Origin of the sequence: Lunatimonas salinarum (assembly GCF_017811155.1) — a bacterium.
In the GTDB taxonomy this organism is placed as follows: domain Bacteria; phylum Bacteroidota; class Bacteroidia; order Cytophagales; family Cyclobacteriaceae; genus Lunatimonas; species Lunatimonas salinarum.
Map to the genome: position 1 here is coordinate 78,363 of NZ_JACVCV010000009.1, position 16,887 is coordinate 95,249.

Here is a 16,887-nt window from a genome sequence, read left to right on the forward strand (position 1 = left end):
GATTACCAAATTAGTTTCTTGTTTATTTTAACCTTGTAATCCCGAAAAGAATCCCTTCTCACCTCACCCTAAATATCCGCTTCCCGGACCATTCCTGACCAAACATGTCGCGGGTCCTGACCTCCAGGTAGTGGGTGCCGAGCGCTAGACCTTCGGGTAATTTGGCCGACCATATATGAAAGGAGTTTCGGGGAAGATCCATCTTCCACCCCAACGCCTCATCGGTCCGCTCGCCCCCCGGAAGCCGCAGGTCCAAAAAGGGACTTAAGCTGTGCATCCATGCATTGTAGGGATCCGGCATTGGAGTAAAATCCATGGGAAGCCATTCTTTCTGACCCGAAACCCGCATTTCGACGGTAGACCCCTGTGAGCCCGAAAAGACGTTGACCACCACCTCCGAATCGGTCAACTCCGCTGTCTGAATGTCATCTGCCAAGTAGATATTCATTTGGTAATCGGCGGGACGCCTTGCTGCCTTAAAGCGCAACGCGTAGTCGGATCCGTCGATGTTTAGAAAAGTATACCCATTTGGAGCCCCGTCATTCATGGTAGCGTGGGGTATGCCGGTTTCGTCTTTGAGCCCACACCACCAACTGCCACTCACGGTGGCATTGATAAAATGGTGGTGCGGATTCGCTCCCTGCCAGCCCATCTCTTCATCCACAAACACATGGTTCATCGTGTGTGTATGGCCGGAGATGGAAAGGGAATGGGGAAATTGCTCCAGGATCCGGTACATGGCCTCCCTTCCCTGCGTCCGTATCAGTGGGGCATGCTGTATCAATACCACCAATCTATCCTTAGGGATTTCGGCCAGGTAATTGCCCACAAAGGCCAACTGCCGATCGGTAAAGGAAGAGGTGTACTTTCCGTCCTCCGCATAATGGATATCCCGCACCACGACAAATACCGCCTTGCCATACTCAAATGCATAGGAACTGGGACCAAAGACGCGTTTGAAGGTACCGTCCCGGTCATCGTCTTCGGTTACGTCCCTGTTATGGTCATGGTTGCCAAACACGTAATACCATGGAATCCCAATTTGGGCAATGGATTGGCTCACCTCCGTAAATAGCGCCGGATCATCGGCAACTATATCTCCCAACGTGATACCAAAAACCGCGTCTGTCCCTATGCATTCCTCTACTACGTCGTGGCTGACGTAATTGACTTCTTTGAGACCCCTAGCCTGCGGGTCCCCAAAGAGCAGCACCTGGAAGGAATCGCTTTCCTCCTGCTGCACGAGTGCGAAGTTTACCTCTTGGGGTAAGGGACCACTGGCTGCAACCCCGGGAACCTCGGTGGATGGTGAACCTGTGGGCATATGCCAGTAATAGTATTGCGGGAGTTTGTCTGCATTGTGGGGAACTGCATAGCCGCTGGGTTTGATGACAAACAGCTCTCCCGTGGGAGCTGCGGAAAGTTCGTAGTATCCCTGTGCATCCGACCGCACGACCGATTCTCCATTGGATATCAGCACACCGGAAATACCCGGTTCATTTCCTTCTCGAACACCATTGCCGTTAAGATCGTGGTATACATAGCCCTTAGCTGTATCCTGTGCCAAGCCCGGCAAGGCAAAACCAGCAAGCATCAAAATTGCCGAAAAGCAGTTAATTTGCATAGAAATCTCTGTTGAAGTGTCATAGTAATACCTAGCAAATGGGGCTAAAAGACTACCCGACGATAAAACTTTTCCAATTAGATAGGGCAAGGCATAACTTTTCTGTCAACGGTTTCCAACCTTTGAACGCATAATAGACTCTTTAATCTGAATATGGCAAAAGACTACTCTAACGAAAACGAACTAGTTAAAGCGTGTATTGAACAGGATACACATGCCCAGTTTGCCCTTTTCGAGAAATACAAGGTGGCCATGTTCAATCTGATCTTTAGAATATGTAACGACTACGATAGTTCCAACGATCAATTGCAAGAAGGCTTTATTGAAGTCTTTAAAAACATCAAAAACTTCCGTCGGGAATCAACGCTCGGGGCGTGGATCAAAACTATCATGATCCGCAAGGCCCTAAAGGCATCCCGGTCTGAAAACACCTTTGAGGAGGTGCCAGATCAAATCGAAGCCTGTGACCTGATGATTGACCAGTGGATCGACGCTCAAATGTTGGATCTAGCAATCAGAAACCTTCCAGGTTCCAGTAGAGCCGTGTTTGTTCTGTTTGAAATTGAAGGTTACTCCCACAGGGAGATTGCCCAAATGTTAAAGGTAAGTGAAGGCACCTCTAAATCGCAGCTACATTATGCAAAGAAATGCCTACAAAAAAGTCTTAGCAAAAATTATTACTCCAAATGAAGGACCCTAAAAACATTCCATGGCAAGACCTCCTGCCGAAGCACCTTCCGGATGAAAAGAATTGGGAACGCATATTGGAGACCAGGTCCATTCAAAAGCAAATCTCCATTCTAAAAGGGAAGTTGCCGTTGCATCAACCCAAAGAGGGCCTTTGGCTAGGAATTCAGAAAGAACTCGCACGAAAAAAACGATTCGTGGCATTTGTCCGACTATCGGCTGCCGCAATGTTGATATTCGGGATTTGGGGAATCGGATGGCTTTCAAATCGGAAGGCTTCCAACTGGGAGGATTTTCTTGTAACTCAACTTTCCAGCGACCAAACTATTGGCCCAATGCCCCTTAAGCGTCAATTGGTCTCGCCAGATACCACGCAATCTTTGACGCAACAAAATAACGTGAGACCCCTGGCCGTGTCCGACAAAATGCCTAATGCCTTGGAATTGCACTTAGAAATTGAAATTCCAGATATAGGTTATGACTCCATCGAGCTGGAAGAACCCAAAACAGTGGTGGCTGAAAACAGGAAGAAACCCTTGCTTGGAAGTAAGAAAACCGTAATAGTCGAGTGGGATGAACCCATTAGGAAGGTAAGAATAGAAGGATTTGAAATTGAACTGTCTGAGAAGGAACTGGCGGCTATCCAAGAATTTGAGAATAGAAAAAAAGGCAAACTCAGAATTCAAGTAAATTCAATAACCGCACGCCTATATGAAAAATACTAGTAGGAACCATTTATTCGTACCTACATGGATTGTTCAACAACAAAAAACTATTTTATGAAAAAACTACTTACTCTCGTCCTCCTATGTGCTACAACACAACATACACACGCACAAATCAAAAATAACACGCCCAACTACATAAATGCATTCAAGCGTTTTGTAGAGTATAACCCCCAGTACTTTAGCGACACGCTGGAGTTCATTCTTCCAAATGCGGCAACAGTAATGGTATATTTTAATCCACAGGACTTTCAGTCAGATGTGATCGAAAGTAAAATGTCCGAATCACTCAAACACGCGGTTAAAATATCAGACAACGAAGTCAGAAACTACTACCTGAATCCAAATTTTTGGGAGAGCCAATTGGACTATGTTACCAATGATATAAACCAAAAGTATGCTGTGCATAAAGTCGGGTACACGTTGGGTATACCCGTTGGTTTAGATTTCGTGGGGGGCAGACTCGCTCCAGAGATGGGTCTTCGAATAGTGGCTGGCTTGAAGAAGTTCGGTGTAGGGGCCTCCATTACAAATACGAACTTCTTTACTGAAAAACCTGAAGGAGGGGTGATCGTTCACCATAACCCTTTCATCAATGCGGAATTTGATATAAATCCATACAAAAGAGCCAAAAGCACTATTCAAGCAGGTTACTTGCTTAAAAGTGCTGGTCCCATTTTCTCGGACAATACATTCAGAATTGCCTATCGATCCCATGTTAGAGGGAATATCCAACTAAACGCTGGTCTAATTCTCACCGAAGACGCCAAAACCATCATCCCGACGGTAGGCATTCGGTTCTTTTAAACCAAATCCTCAAATACCTCTTTCAAGGAGATCTCAAACCCACTTACCGCCCTTGAGGCCACTACGTCACCAACTGTAAAAAGTCTGGATGGCACATACTTCCCTTGTTCCAGAAAGTAGACAAGCAGGGTTTGCTCGTTGGGGTGAATGATCCAGTATTCCTTCACCCCTGACTCCTCGTATACCTCGTATTTGTTCCGTAGTTCCTTTCGGTTGTTTCCGGGAGAAAGTATTTCCACAATCAGATCCGGTGCTCCCACACAACCGAGCTCATCCAACTTGTCCCGGTCGCAGACTACACAGATATCCGGCTGCACCACCGTGTCTATATCTTCATGCTTTCTGGAGATGACAGGCAGGCGCACATCAAAGGGCGCTCCATAGACCATGCAGGGATGTCCCGCCAAGTAATTATGCAATTTGGTAAACACCCTTCCAAATACTTCTTGGTGGACTCTACGGGGTGCGGCCGCGGCCCGAAAAACCTTTCCCTTGATCAATTCTACCATTTCCTCAATTTCCCAGGAAAGGTAATCCGCATACGAATACCTACCGTACTCGGTAAAGGGTTCCTTTGCCACCGACGGGGAGTCTTCCTTTCGATCTGCTTCGACCGCATCTATGGACTTAAATGTATTTTTTTGATTCATAACACCAATATAGTCAACTCATTGACAATATCAAAGTGGGGAAATACGAGTACCGGACCGAACCCCTCTTTCGTCAATTGAAACCCTCCTCGTCCTCGTCTTCTTCCAGGTCTCCTCCAGCACTCATGCCAAACATTTTTCGTAAAGAAATTACCAACCTCCCATTTTTCTTGCTAAATTAACCCTTCGTCCTAGCTAACATTCTTCCGATGCGCTCCTCCTTTAACCGCCGCCGCTTTTTACAAACCGCCGCCCTCAGCGGGGCAGGCCTATGGGTTACCCCTCAACTTCGTGCCGCAAGTAGCTCTGAAGGGTTACATACCGCGATAGGCAAGTCCAAGTGGGAACTGGATACCCCTGCCTTGTGCTTGGACCTGGACAAACTTGAGCACAACTTAAAAGCTGCGAGCATTCCGCTACGAGGGAGCGGTGTAGGGCTAAGACCGCATGTGAAAACGCACAAATGCCCCGATCTTGCCAAGATGCAGCTTGCACATGGCGCCGTGGGGGTATGCGCTGCAAAACTTTCGGAATCCGAGGTAATGCTGGAAAACGGGATAGATTCCGTGCTGATGACAGGTGTGAATGTAACGGCACCGAAAATCCGCCGGGCCATGGAAATCCGGAAGAAGCATGCCGGCTTTATCCAAGCAGTAGATAATCCGCAAAATGCACGCGACCTTCAAGAAGCCGCACAGGCCGCCGGTATCGTGGCAGACGTAGTGGTGGACATCGATGTCATCCGCCGATCGGGTGTACCTGCCGGACAGCCTGCTTTGCAATTGGCGCAGCTGGTGGACAAGTCACCCAATCTTCGATTTCGCGGAATACTTGCCTACGATGGGGGTGTACAGCATGTGAAGGGCTTTGAAGCCAGAAAAACCCGCTGCCTGAATACCTTTGAACCGGTGGTAGCCACGTATCAAATGATGTACCAAGCGGGGCTAAATATGGAAATATTCAGTGGGGGCGGTACAGGAACCTACGATATGATGCATGAAATCCCCGGCTTCACCGACGTGCAGGTGGGCAGTTACTTGTTTATGGACTGCCAATACCTGGAGATCGGTGGAGCGAAAAATCCCGAACGTTTCGATGATTTTGAGGCTGCACTCACCGTTCTTACGACAGTGATCAATACCAATCATGCGGGCCGGCTTATCACCGACGGGGGAGCGAAGGCTTTCACCCTGAACAAACCAAGCGGTTGGGTGATCGGTGAACCGGACTTTGTGTACAATGCCGGATCGGATGAATACGGCACCATTACCTATGAAGAGTCGAACCGTGGCTACCGCGTAGGTGATCCGCTAGAGGTGATTGTACCCCATTGCGACCCTGCGGTAAACCTATACGATGTGATCTACGGCATCCGTAATGACAAAGTGGAGCAGGTACTTCCGGTTTTGGCACGGGGGATGTCTGTTTAGTGCAATGGATTTTCTGGCTGCTTCCGAAGGGGAAAGGCTAGATTGACCTAGAAAAGGCATATCGCAGATGTTGGTTACGCTGTCGTTTTTCCGATCAGCGTTCTGTATAACTCCTTGCCCTCTTGAGTCATATAGGGCAGCAGCAAAAGCCAAATATTCTCCGACATGCCGCCTGATCCCCTTTTGGGCTTGGCATTTAACTGCAACTCTTCTTGGGAAAGCCAAAAGGTAATGACAATCCGTATGGAAAGGAGAAGTTGCTCGATATGATTTTCGGTAGATTTAACCAAAAACCCCTCTTGGATGGCCCGTTTGAAGATATCGGACATTTGCTGTTTCCTGATCCGAAACGTGTTCCTCAGCAGTCTATTGATCTTGGGGTAGGTCCGGGAAATTTCCAACACATCCAGGTTAAAAAAGCGGTATTTGTATTGAAATCCCTCTAAATGTCCTAGCAGCCGGTGTATCTGCTCAAAGCTACTGATGCCGGGATCAACCTCTTTGTACGAATAAGACATTTCCTCCCGCATTTGTTTGTAAATCGCCAGCAAGAGGACTTCCTTATTACTGAAATGATAATCCAGATTCCCATTGCTAATGCCCATTTCAGTCGCTATGTGTCTGCTGGTAACACTTTGTACACCGTTTTTATTAAACAGTTCTATCGCCGTACTGAGGATACGCTGTTTCGTATTTACTTTACTGCCTTTCTTCATGTTGACTGTCTAATAGACCGCTCCCAAAAATTACGGATTATACGAACAATTATTGACAATGCCCAAAGTTACCAAATTTGAGTCTGACAACGACATATAGGCATAAAGTTTCCGATACAACATGCGAATAATTAGGAATAATCGCCCAAAATTTTCCTCAGAACCTGAAGAAATACCTGTCTGAACGATCAGCAGCCGCCAGACAGGTATTTTACGATGACAAGCCTGATTATCGTGCTGATTCCCGGACATTCGCATTTACTGGTTGACAAAGAAGTACCTTACCCGACAGGCATTTCCCGTACTTTGCTCATTTTTTTCCCCGGTAGTTCGGAGTCTCAGCATGTGTTCCCCTTTTGTCAAACCGGCTGCTAGGGTATAATACCAAGGAAGGTGTAGGCCTGCACTCCACCGGGTAAAAAGATCCAACTTTTGCCAATCTTGGTCATCGATGCGGTATTCAATGATGCCCCCATCCGGGCCCGCAGCGACAGCGATGCCAACGGCATTTCCGCTAAAAGCAAACTCCAATGTGGCCCCCGCGCTTTCGGCCACAAGCATGGGGACATTCACAAAATTGGCCCTAGTTCCCGCACCATCAGTGGGTTTCCAGTTTTCTACTTGCTGCCAACCTCGCTGTATGCGTGCCAGTTTGGGATCAATATGTGCTCCATTCTCATAATTGGCCCGATCGATGGGGTTAGGCATGACATGGACTTGCAATTTATCGTCATCCGCCACATCCCCCGACCAGGCATTCTCCAGAAAGGTTCTAATCGAATGGAAATAAACCCCTTGTCCAAAAGGTGAGGGATGCAGGTTTTTAAAATCATTCTCCCAGGAAAATTCACCCGCATCTATTCGGTCGGTCACTTCCCTCGCCAGATTAATGGTTCCCACTTGGTAATGCGCAGCTACTTTTTCGTGATTTTGAATCACATCCGGTACCTTCCCCGAGCGATAGTCTTCCATTTTACCCGGATCCACAAAATGCATAATGACCACATCCGCAGCCGGATTAGCCCGGCGAATATGCCGGACAATTCCTTCCATCGCCCTGACCTGTTCCTGAGGGGTTCTTCCATTGCCTGCATCGTTTACCGCCGCTTCCTCAAACAGCAAGTCTACCGGACCAGCAGCAAGCACATCCTGCGCCAGCCTAAATGCGGCCGGAGTCGATCCCATGGAGGGAATTCCCGCGGCAATAAATTCAAATTCCGTATCCGGAAAACGCTGTTGCAGGTAATTAGATACGCTGTCACGCCATCCGCCATTGTAGGTGATAGAACCACCGAGAAACGCAACCCTTCCCTTTTTCTCCCGCTGAAACCTGATCAAACTATTTCTGATTCCATTCCGCTGCTCATGATAGGACTGAGAGGCTAGCGGTTCTTTGGGTAATTCCGTGTGGTACTTGATAAAGTCGGCTCCAAGTCGAGGTGTTTCAATAGGGAAATGGTGCCCGTATAAATCCTGCTTTCCTACGGTGCAGGGAATGACTGTAGCCGGTCCACCTAGTTTGATGTACCGGTCTATCAGCACAAAAGTATTTTCTGCCGGCGGAACCACCTCATCATTCAGACCTACCATATGCAACAACGGCACTTTCGCCAAGGCCAATGCCTCAAGGTTATCCATTGGGTTGTCCGGGTACGCCAAGGCCTCCTCATCGGAAGCAAATCCATAAGCACTTTTTAGGCGCTCCCAATCCGCTTCACTTCCTTTCCCTGTGCCAAATCCCCCAGGCCAGCTTTTGAAATCGCTTACGGGGGCTTCGGCATAAATGGCATTCACCTTTTCGGGATTACGCTTGGCCCAGTTGTAAATAAATAGGCCCCCTCTACTTACCCCTTCCAGTGAAACTTTGGGGTGTAGGCTCCAGTCGGCGATAAGGTAATCGTAAAATCGGTCCCAAACTGCAACGGCAGCCGGACTGCCATACATATTGTCTGTGTTGACATAAGCAATATGAAACCCTTCGGAAAGCAGCAGACTGTCCATTTCTGTATGCCATCCCGGAAAACGTGCCCGCCACACCCAAGGATTACCCCTAAGGGGGGTTTTCGGCATGGTGACATGTGCCTGCCGGCCTTCGAAGGGAAAGGTATACCGCACAAACCCTTTCCTATCCGATTTTTTGCCGGGAAGTGTTCTCAGTGACGTTTGTTGGGATTCAGGGAGAAGCGACACATACGCATTGTAGATGCGCTCTCCGTGCCAACTCAATCCTTCGGGTGTCAGGTGTGTTGCGTCGGCTTTGGGAAGGCCCAGCATGCTCGTAAATACGACGTTTGGGTCTTCTATGGCTAATTTCTTCTGCGCATCTACTACAATAGGCCGCTCTTGTACGGAAGGATGTTGCTCATCTACACCAAGTACGACTTTCAGATCAAGTACACGGACGGTGCTTCTCAGGTGCTGAATCAGGAGCTTCAGGTTGGCATAAAATTCCTGAGCGCTTCCTTCCTCCCGTGCATCGCTTTCGCCCTGAACCCAAATAAAGCCCCTAACCGTAACCTGATGGCCTGCTCCCTCTAGTTGCTCGATGGCAGAAACCAAGTCCCTAGACATGCGGTCGTAAATGCCGCCTTCACCGGGGGATTTCCAGTCACGCGCGAGGCCGGTTGCACCTTTGGTATATTTGAACAAAGCGGGATTGAATCCTGCTTTTTTTAGCTCCCGGGCAAAGGTCACCTCTGGTCCAAAATGGCCTTTTGGAAACCTGCCAGCCTGAGACTGCATGGGTACCCACTTTCCCCCTGAACTCTCGCTGTCCACAAAGGTCCAGTTTAAGAGAATGGATTCGTCGAGACCCCCAGAATCCTCGGGATAGTGGGCCGCATCGCCCATCCAACCTTGTGCGTTGGATTGCCCGGCCCAGATAAAAAGATCCACCTTCTCCTGTGCGGTTGCCATGCCCGGAAGAAGTACCAGTAAGTGGAGGAAAAGGCCTATAATTATGTTTAAGCGCCTCATGTTATTTTTTTCTCGTGAAAACTACTTTCTCTCCTACTGCCAAATCCAGCCTAAGCTCCTTTCCAAGTATATCGTATGCCCTGCTACAGGTAAAAGTTGCTGAGCCGAAGGGGTTTTCAAGAACAAGTTTTCCCCCCTTTTCGGCGGTTATTTCAACAGACTCTACTTCACCGGCCATCCTTTTTGCCGAAACCAGGAATGCCCCTTGGGCGCGAAGGGTAGAAAAAGTAATATCCTGCCAGTCAGAGGGAATAGCAGGAAATAACCTGAGTACGCCCGTATGACTTTGTATCACCATTTCCTGTATTCCTGCCGCAAAGGCAAAATTTCCTTCCAGCGTAAACGGACGGTAGGTAAAGTTGGATTTTCCAGTTCCCGATTGGTCCCCGTTCACATGGAAGCTGTTGGCCAATACAAAGGAGGAGGCAAAATCCCTTAGCGCCTTGGCAGCACCCTGTCCATCACCCGCTCTTGCACGTAGATTTCCCAACCAAGCGAAGGAATAACCTGTCCAGTAGGAGGTTCCTATTTTATCGAGATGGGCAATGGTATTGGTAATGATGTCTTGGTCTCCTTCGCCATTGGATATGTCTATGAGACTTAGTGGATGAATGGCCATAAGATGGGAAAAGTGCCGGTGCGAATCTTTTAAGCGCTCTCCGGGAGCTACCATAAGCCCGGTTTCGTCAATGGCATATTCCGGCCATTCTTCTAAAATAGCACTCCATGCTGCCGCTTCATCCGAATATCCAAGTTCCATGGCTAGCTCGCTTGCAGTGGCAAAAGTCCATCGCACAAGGGCCAGGTCATAATTGGTCATTTGATCAAACCAAGCGTTGGCACTATTATCGTGGATCTCAGGACTGGAAGACATAGGAAGCTTGCGTTTACCATCCTCTCCCGCAACTGAAAGTTCGTTCAGGAAAACCGCCGCATCCCTGATCCACGGGTAGGCGTCCTTTTGTAGAAATTCTCTATCCATGGAATACTTCCAATGCAGGTAAAAATGATGCCCCAACCAAGCTCCAACCGTAGGCCCAAAAGAATATTGTATCCATCCGCCCATGGGATCTCCATCCAGGGTGGTTACTCCCGGAACGTTCAATCCTTTGACTCCAAAATAATCCCCGGTATACTTTTCAAAAGTTGGTTTATGTGTATTGAGCCAGTCCAAAAAACCTTGCTCAAGAGCTAACTGATTGCCTGCATAAGTGGGCCAATAGCTCAACTGGGTATTGAGATCATGGTGGAAATCGCCTTTCCATGGTGGCAACTTCCCATTGTCCGCTGTCCAGACACTTTGCAGGGAAATGGGTGGAGCTCCCTTCCTTGCCGCCGAACCGAGTTTATACATGTCCATATAATACTGTTGCTGCAAGAGCGTATCGGGAAGCGTAATGGTGGATGCCTTCCAGAAAGCATCCCACCAGGCAAGGTGATCTGTTTCATACGCATCCATCCCTTTTGCAAAAGCCTTCTCAGTGACTTCTGATGCATTCACCGAGGCCTCCTGCATAGTTCGCTTTGAGCTGATACTCCAGTTTCCTTCCAGCTGGTCTCCTTGTTTTGCCCACCGGGTATTCACTTGATACCGAAAGCCGTCCCAACCTTCCTGATCGTAGGTAATGGTGCTTTCATTTTGCTGTAGCTCTCCGGCGGGATATCCCAGCCTTCGTAAGTCTTGCCCACTTACCGGATCAGTGGATTTTACAGACCCAGCACCCACATACGGTGGAGGGACGATTGTAGGCAGTAGTTCCGCTTTGAGGTTTTCGAATCGGTACCACCCCATAGGTTCGGTGGCATGTACAAAGGTCTTCAGAATAGTGCCATTTTTCCATCGGATTACGCAGGCTGCCCCCTGAAGGTCCAAACTAACCGACTCCACTTCCCCTAACCCAGAAATATCAAATTCCAGCGCAGCACCCGGGATTTTGGAAGGACCGGCCAGGGTATCATAGGGTATATCGTATTGCTTTTGAACCTGAGCGTATTGGTTGTTTTCCCATTTCTCTTTTACCCATTCGAAATCATATTTTTCGAAGTCCAGGTTTTCCATTTCCCTCAGATCCCAGAGGTCTATCCTATCCAGTGAAAACCTCAATTTATTTTCCTTTTGCCATACAAGGGCACCCAGCGTAGCATTACCCAAGGGAACGCCTTCATCCCAAGTTTGCGCCAAGTCAGGGAACGAACGTTCCATGTAATAGGCTGTTGCTTGGTGTTTTTCCTTACCATTACATCCCACCAATAAAAAAAGAAGGATTAGGCGACATGGTAGACGGCTGCTAAGCAGATTTATATAGTTCATCAGTTTCAGGGTTTATAATATGGGTTGGGGAACGGTACTAATACAGGCATTTCTTTGATCCAATTTTGTAATTTTTTGTTTAGCCGCTTACTTTTTCCCGGATACTTTTCATTACGTGCTGAAATTTCTCCCTCATCCTCTTTTAGATTGTACAATTCGCTGCGATTCTCTTCAAAATCATATATCAGCTTAAAGTCGCCCTCACGGATTGAAGCAGCTGGTCTACCTCCCAAGCCGCCACTGTAATGGGGAAAATACCAAAAAAGGGGTCTAGCCGCTAGTTTTTTTCCCTGCAAAAGCGGTTTTAGGCTGACACCGTCCCGGTGTTGTTCTGGCAAACTCGGCAAACCCGCCATTTCGAGTAAGGTGGGAAAAAGATCGGTTCCAGTGGCAGGTACCTCATTTTTACTGCCGGCCCTAATTATGCCAGGCCAGCGGAAAATCAATGGAACCCGAAGGCCTCCCTCGTGGAGATAGCCTTTTCCTGTCCGCAAAGGTGCGTTGGATGTAGGTATTTGTTCCATGATATTGCTAGTGGACATCCCTCCATTATCGGAAGTGAATATTATCAACGTGTTGCGGTCAAGCCCAGTTTGGGAAAGGAACTCCATGATACGTCCGATATTCTCATCCAAGCTCTCTACCATCGCCGCATATTGCGCATTGTCCTGATGGTTTTTGAGATAAGTCTTACCTTTTTTATCGAATCCTTCGCCCTCATACTGCATTTGGCTACGTTTTTCCAGGTATTTTTTTACCTTCTCCGGTTTTCCTTCCAAGGGTAAATGAACCGTATAGTAAGATAAAAATGCAAAAAAGGGCCGGTCGTTTTGCTGAGAAATGAACGCAATGGTCTCATCCGTAAGCCGGTCCGTCAGGTACTCTCCTACTGGCCCGTCCTGCAACTGCGGATTACTATAAGGTGAAAAATAACCGCCAGCAGGATGACCGGTATGGTTTCCACCTAAATTTAGGTCAAAACCGTGATTTTCAGGAAAATCTACCGGATTTTCGCCCAAATGCCACTTCCCAGCAAAAAAAGTTTGATAACCGTTGGCTTTAAACGCTTCTGCAATGGTTGTTTCTTCCGGATCCAGAAACAGCTTAAAGGGATGCGATGCAAGCCGTTGGTCTTTATGGGGCCCATAGTGACGGTTACCTGGTATGTAGTCGGTCAGGTTTAATCTCGCCGGGTATTTTCCCGTCATGATAGCCGCCCGGGAAGGCGAACAAATGGGGCTTGCCGCGTAGGCATTGGTAAATACCATTCCTTCGGCGGCTAGCTGATCGATATGGGGGGTCTCGTAAAAGCGGCTTCCGGTATATCCCAGGTCATGATACCCCAAATCGTCTACCAGAATAAACAAGATGTTTGGCGGATCTTCCTGCCCAATTTGGCCTTGAACTACCTGCGGGAGCAGGAAAAGCACGAAGAACCATTGACGTAAAGGGATACTCATGGATTCGACTTATAGACAGATAGGTTCCTAATTTGGGGGGTGCCAACGGATGCCCGCGATGTAAAACGAATTTTCTTGGTATAAACGGGATCAACTCTAACGATGTGCTTGTGTCCAATGGAAGTACCGGCGTAAATCTCCGTCCATTTCCCGTTAATTTCGGCTTCCAGGATAAACTCACGCACCCGTTCCCCATTTGTAATCTCCTCCTGCAACACGATCTGATCAATAGGCTGTGTACTGTCCCACGCCAACGAAAGGGTCTTTGCCGTTCCCGAGACGCTGGCAAGTGGATTGGAAAATCTCCGATTAATCGCTTGGCCAAATTCGTATAGACGCTTTACATCCGGTTCGGGCATTAAGCCGTCTGGATTGGGGGTTACCCCTAGAATGAGGGTCGTATTGTGCCCCACAGATCTATAGTACATGTCTACCAGTTTTTCTAGCGGATAAATCGTATGGTCGCGATCAGGCTCCCAAAACCAGTCGTGTCCGCCATGCCCCCTGAGTGGCGCGTCACTCATGGCAGGCATGTAGTAGGTGCCGTTGGGATCACCTGTTTTTAAGAGCTGAAAATTGTTCGCTCCGATTTCCTTTCTGGCACTTTCACCGGCACCAATGGCCGGGTAGGGAAATGTTCCCCAGCTCGGATAGGGTACCGTACCAGTCTCACTTCCGCCCCAACGAATATCCGCCCGCTGCAGGTTATGGTAAAACAGTGCATTTGGTTGGTGCTTTTCAAAGATAGAGAGTACATCCGGCCCGCCCTGTGCTGGACCGTGTGCACCCCCGTCAAACCAAACCATGGCCCAGTCGCCATAATTGGCAAAAATTTCCTCCACCGTCTTTTCGATCATTCGGTTGTAGTGCTGCTGCCGGTTATGCGCAAACTCGTTATCACCCTGAACCTTAAAGTCATACACTCCATAAAACGCATTCCAGCGTGTTCCGATATATACAGCGGGTAGAATGCCATGCCTTTCACATGCAGCTTTGAAATCTCTGAGAATGTCCCCCTTGCCGTTCTGCCACTCCAACGCTTTCATCGAGTAAGGTGTAGCATTACTTTGGTGAAAGAAGAAGCCCGTCTCGTGGCTGACTGTAAATATGGCAATCTTAAAGCCTGCGTCTTTCAGCGAGCGGATCCACTGATCCATGTCGTATTTTTGCGGATTAAAGGTGTTATAGTCCTTGACAGGCGTAATTCGTACTTTCGGCTGAACGTAAAACTCGCCATCGAATACATGCATATCCCAACAAACCAACGCCGCAAGCTCGGCCTGCTGCCATTGCAGCTGCGCAGGGGTAGGAATGGGAATTGACTGTTGAGCGGCGGTATTTAGCCAAAGTGTGATCCATATACTGCAAGTAAAAAGGAGCCTATAGCGCCACCTTACTGCTAGTTCAGGTAATAATGTCATCTTTTGCTTGATTTGGTTTTCTTTGTCAGTTGATTCGCTACCAATGCTGCAATGGCAGCGTAACCTTCTTTATTTGGATGTACACCATCGCTTACCGTAAAAAGCTCCGGCCTGTGATCCAGCGGTTCGTTGAGATCCACAAAATGAACGCCCGTTTCCTCCGCGACTTTCCTTATAGTGGCGATAAGTTCCTGAAGCCTCGGCTTCCGGACAGTCAGCCCCTCTATCCGTTCGCGGTCCAGATCAGGTGTTTCCAATACCATGGGCGTTGGTGCGGCGATGAATATCTTGGGCTTTGAAGGTAGTGCCGATAATTCTTCTATTAGATCATGGTAATCACTTTCGAACTCATCCTTGTATTCCCAGCACTTTCTATCTCCACACGTACCAAAACCACAGGTATCGTTGGTTCCCAGACTGATAATGACAATGTTCGGCTTCGATTCCTTAATTTTTGGCAGTACATTCCATACGGTAGGTATGCCCTTTTTGATCAGCGTCAAGCTACTTTCTCCGAAATTTTCAACCAGGTACCGATCTCCCAGCAGCATCTGCAACTGCGCAGGATAGGAATCTTTTTCGCGATCATCGAGCCGGGCCCCATAAGTGATGCTATCTCCGACACAGGCCACTTTTATTTTTCTGGGACCAAAAAAGTCACTTGCCATTAACACAAGTGCCATCATAGATAGTGCTACCAAGAAGGGGCTGCGGAAACTTATCTTTTTGTTCATCTGGGTATAATTCCTTTTTTAAATGTGACTACCTGCCGATGTTTATTGGGATACCTGTTGGCCCGTATGCTCCTCCAATGGCACAAAAACAATGTATGCCTCATCCCCCTTCTTAACAGCCAAGCTTAATACCTTCGGGGTATCACCTTCAAGGAATAAAAATGGTCGCTCCATTCGGTCAGGAATCAGGTTTGAGCCATCGGCAAAGGGAATCTGCTTTTTCATGATTTCAAAGGATGATGCTTCCATCCAATGAATTCCGTCGGAAGATTGTATCATACCGATAAAGGTATGTGCGTGAAATATTCCATAAAAACGCTTTCGTGTATCGTCGTACCAGATGGACATGTCTTCCGTGTCTCTATCGTCAATAACGGCCTTCGGCTGCATCTCAAAAGGCCCCGTGGGTGATTTGGAAAGCGCAACCGCCTGATTGCGGACAAATGCGGTCTGATTGGGCTTATCACCTTTGACTATCAGGTAGTATTGACCGTCTTTTCCCTGCGCAATGGCGGGATTGACAGTAAGTGTAGTAATGGGTCCGGATGGCTCGATCAGTGGTTGGTCCAGTCGTGTCCAGGGACCGTTGATCGACCCGGATACCGCCACACCTGTTCGCTGATTGGGGCGCAGCTGTTCCTTCCAATTGGGATGACTGCTCCCCGCACGTGCAGTTTCGATCAATTCCGCTTCGGTATAGCGACGACTACCCATATTCGTGGAAATATAATATAAGTAATAGGTATCCCCAAATTTCTCAATTTTGGGATTATGCGCAGTGATGGCATCCCAGTAGCCTTTTCCCCGACCCTGTAGCACTGTTTCCTTGTATTCCCAAGGGCCCGCAGGATGATCCGCTATGGCATGGGCTATTTCAGAATGCGTTAGCCAGCCCGAAAAAGTGAATTTCTTTGGCCATCGCGAATAAAACAGGTGGTATTTGCCATCCTCTCCCTTAAGGACTGAGGAGCACCAGTTGAAATAATCGTCTGTTTTGAAGATATTATCCTCCGTAACTGGCTGAAATCGGTCTTTGAAAACCAACGGGGCGGTTTCGGTCTGTGCTGCTAGGTGCATGCCCATCAGCATACCAACTGCTAGGCAGATAATAATCACTTTTGTTCTCATCATTTATCAATAATCAGCCTGTTCCGTCTGGCCATGGTGCAGCTCGCTCCATTCAGTCTTTTCTTTCCAGAAAGGTACCGACGTGTCCTGCCAACCCATGCCATCCACCAGAAAAAGAATGATATTGGGCGCTTCTGCTATTTTTTCCCTGCTTAACGGTGAGCAGGAAGCAAGCATGAAAAAACAAAGAATGGATTGTATATGCATGGACCAGAACA

The 16,887-nt window shown here is 48.1% G+C and carries 14 protein-coding genes; 4 read left to right on the forward strand and 10 right to left on the reverse strand.

Annotation, left to right across the window (positions count from 1 at the left end; all coding sequences use genetic code 11):
• Positions 1-58 precede the first annotated feature (58 nt).
• Positions 59-1,624 carry a calcineurin-like phosphoesterase C-terminal domain-containing protein gene (locus IAQ59_RS12485; RefSeq protein ID WP_209331150.1) on the reverse strand — a complete coding sequence of 522 codons (1,566 nt, stop codon included), beginning with the start codon at positions 1,622-1,624 and terminating at the stop codon, positions 59-61.
• Positions 1,625-1,777: 153 nt separating this feature from the next.
• On the opposite strand from IAQ59_RS12485, the gene IAQ59_RS12490 reads away from it, so the two are divergent.
• The 3 genes from IAQ59_RS12490 to IAQ59_RS12500 are packed head-to-tail and all read left to right on the forward strand — an operon-like array spanning position 1,778 to position 3,843.
• On the forward strand, positions 1,778-2,314 hold the full coding sequence (locus IAQ59_RS12490) for an RNA polymerase sigma factor (RefSeq protein ID WP_209331151.1): 537 nt from the start codon (positions 1,778-1,780) through the stop codon (positions 2,312-2,314).
• Entirely contained in the window at positions 2,311-3,036 is a 726-nt protein-coding gene (locus IAQ59_RS12495) for a hypothetical protein (RefSeq protein ID WP_209331152.1), read from the forward strand. The genes IAQ59_RS12490 and IAQ59_RS12495 overlap by 4 nt, the downstream gene beginning before the upstream one ends.
• A gap of 54 nt (positions 3,037-3,090) precedes the next feature.
• Positions 3,091-3,843 (forward strand): hypothetical protein, encoded by a 753-nt coding sequence (locus tag IAQ59_RS12500; RefSeq protein ID WP_209331153.1) that lies wholly within the window; start codon positions 3,091-3,093, stop codon positions 3,841-3,843.
• Here IAQ59_RS12500 and IAQ59_RS12505 read toward each other — a convergent pair.
• The gene (locus tag IAQ59_RS12505; protein WP_209331154.1) at positions 3,840-4,493 is read right to left on the reverse strand and encodes a Uma2 family endonuclease; all 654 of its coding nucleotides are present in this window, start codon (positions 4,491-4,493) and stop codon (positions 3,840-3,842) included. The genes IAQ59_RS12500 and IAQ59_RS12505 overlap by 4 nt on opposite strands.
• 209 nt (positions 4,494-4,702) lie before the next feature.
• Here IAQ59_RS12505 and IAQ59_RS12510 point away from each other — a divergent pair, with 209 nt between their 5' ends.
• Positions 4,703-5,923, forward strand: a complete 1,221-nt coding sequence (locus tag IAQ59_RS12510; protein WP_209331155.1) for a DSD1 family PLP-dependent enzyme — start codon at positions 4,703-4,705, stop codon at positions 5,921-5,923.
• A 74-nt stretch (positions 5,924-5,997) separates the two neighbouring features.
• Here the strand turns inward: IAQ59_RS12510 and IAQ59_RS12515 are convergent, their stop codons facing one another.
• The 8 genes from IAQ59_RS12515 to IAQ59_RS12550 form a co-directional block, all read right to left on the reverse strand.
• Positions 5,998-6,639 carry a TetR/AcrR family transcriptional regulator gene (locus IAQ59_RS12515; protein ID WP_209331156.1) on the reverse strand — a complete coding sequence of 214 codons (642 nt, stop codon included), beginning with the start codon at positions 6,637-6,639 and terminating at the stop codon, positions 5,998-6,000.
• Positions 6,640-6,897: 258 nt separating this feature from the next.
• Positions 6,898-9,615 carry a sialate O-acetylesterase gene (locus IAQ59_RS12520; protein ID WP_209331157.1) on the reverse strand — a complete coding sequence of 906 codons (2,718 nt, stop codon included), beginning with the start codon at positions 9,613-9,615 and terminating at the stop codon, positions 6,898-6,900.
• Position 9,616: 1 nt separating this feature from the next.
• A complete protein-coding gene (locus IAQ59_RS12525; protein ID WP_209331158.1) occupies positions 9,617-11,926 on the reverse strand; it encodes a glycosyl hydrolase family 95 catalytic domain-containing protein in 2,310 nt (769 codons plus the stop codon).
• Positions 11,927-11,931: 5 nt separating this feature from the next.
• Positions 11,932-13,386: a sulfatase gene (locus IAQ59_RS12530; protein WP_209331159.1), complete on the reverse strand. Its 1,455-nt coding sequence runs from the start codon at positions 13,384-13,386 to the stop codon at positions 11,932-11,934.
• Complete coding sequence (locus tag IAQ59_RS12535; protein ID WP_209331160.1) at positions 13,383-14,807, reverse strand: alpha-L-fucosidase; 1,425 nt, start codon at positions 14,805-14,807, stop codon at positions 13,383-13,385. The genes IAQ59_RS12530 and IAQ59_RS12535 overlap by 4 nt, the downstream gene beginning before the upstream one ends.
• The gene (locus tag IAQ59_RS12540; protein WP_209331161.1) at positions 14,804-15,541 is read right to left on the reverse strand and encodes a GDSL-type esterase/lipase family protein; all 738 of its coding nucleotides are present in this window, start codon (positions 15,539-15,541) and stop codon (positions 14,804-14,806) included. The genes IAQ59_RS12535 and IAQ59_RS12540 overlap by 4 nt, the downstream gene beginning before the upstream one ends.
• A 42-nt stretch (positions 15,542-15,583) precedes the next feature.
• Positions 15,584-16,672, reverse strand: coding sequence for a glycoside hydrolase family protein (locus tag IAQ59_RS12545; RefSeq protein ID WP_209331162.1), 1,089 nt, complete (start codon positions 16,670-16,672; stop codon positions 15,584-15,586).
• Positions 16,673-16,675: 3 nt separating this feature from the next.
• Positions 16,676-16,876, reverse strand: coding sequence for a hypothetical protein (locus IAQ59_RS12550; RefSeq protein WP_209331163.1), 201 nt, complete (start codon positions 16,874-16,876; stop codon positions 16,676-16,678).
• Between the last annotated feature and the right edge of the window lie 11 nt (positions 16,877-16,887).

Coding starts and splice junctions, on each gene's coding strand:
- IAQ59_RS12485 (WP_209331150.1), bottom strand. CDS start 1,624: ATGCAAATTAACTGCTTTTCGGCAATTTTGATGCTTGCTGGTTTTGCC.
- IAQ59_RS12490 (WP_209331151.1), top strand. CDS start 1,778: ATGGCAAAAGACTACTCTAACGAAAACGAACTAGTTAAAGCGTGTATT.
- IAQ59_RS12495 (WP_209331152.1), top strand. CDS start 2,311: ATGAAGGACCCTAAAAACATTCCATGGCAAGACCTCCTGCCGAAGCAC.
- IAQ59_RS12500 (WP_209331153.1), top strand. CDS start 3,091: ATGAAAAAACTACTTACTCTCGTCCTCCTATGTGCTACAACACAACAT.
- IAQ59_RS12505 (WP_209331154.1), bottom strand. CDS start 4,493: ATGAATCAAAAAAATACATTTAAGTCCATAGATGCGGTCGAAGCAGAT.
- IAQ59_RS12510 (WP_209331155.1), top strand. CDS start 4,703: ATGCGCTCCTCCTTTAACCGCCGCCGCTTTTTACAAACCGCCGCCCTC.
- IAQ59_RS12515 (WP_209331156.1), bottom strand. CDS start 6,639: ATGAAGAAAGGCAGTAAAGTAAATACGAAACAGCGTATCCTCAGTACG.
- IAQ59_RS12520 (WP_209331157.1), bottom strand. CDS start 9,615: ATGAGGCGCTTAAACATAATTATAGGCCTTTTCCTCCACTTACTGGTA.
- IAQ59_RS12525 (WP_209331158.1), bottom strand. CDS start 11,926: ATGAACTATATAAATCTGCTTAGCAGCCGTCTACCATGTCGCCTAATC.
- IAQ59_RS12530 (WP_209331159.1), bottom strand. CDS start 13,386: ATGAGTATCCCTTTACGTCAATGGTTCTTCGTGCTTTTCCTGCTCCCG.
- IAQ59_RS12535 (WP_209331160.1), bottom strand. CDS start 14,807: ATGACATTATTACCTGAACTAGCAGTAAGGTGGCGCTATAGGCTCCTT.
- IAQ59_RS12540 (WP_209331161.1), bottom strand. CDS start 15,541: ATGAACAAAAAGATAAGTTTCCGCAGCCCCTTCTTGGTAGCACTATCT.
- IAQ59_RS12545 (WP_209331162.1), bottom strand. CDS start 16,672: ATGATGAGAACAAAAGTGATTATTATCTGCCTAGCAGTTGGTATGCTG.
- IAQ59_RS12550 (WP_209331163.1), bottom strand. CDS start 16,876: ATGCATATACAATCCATTCTTTGTTTTTTCATGCTTGCTTCCTGCTCA.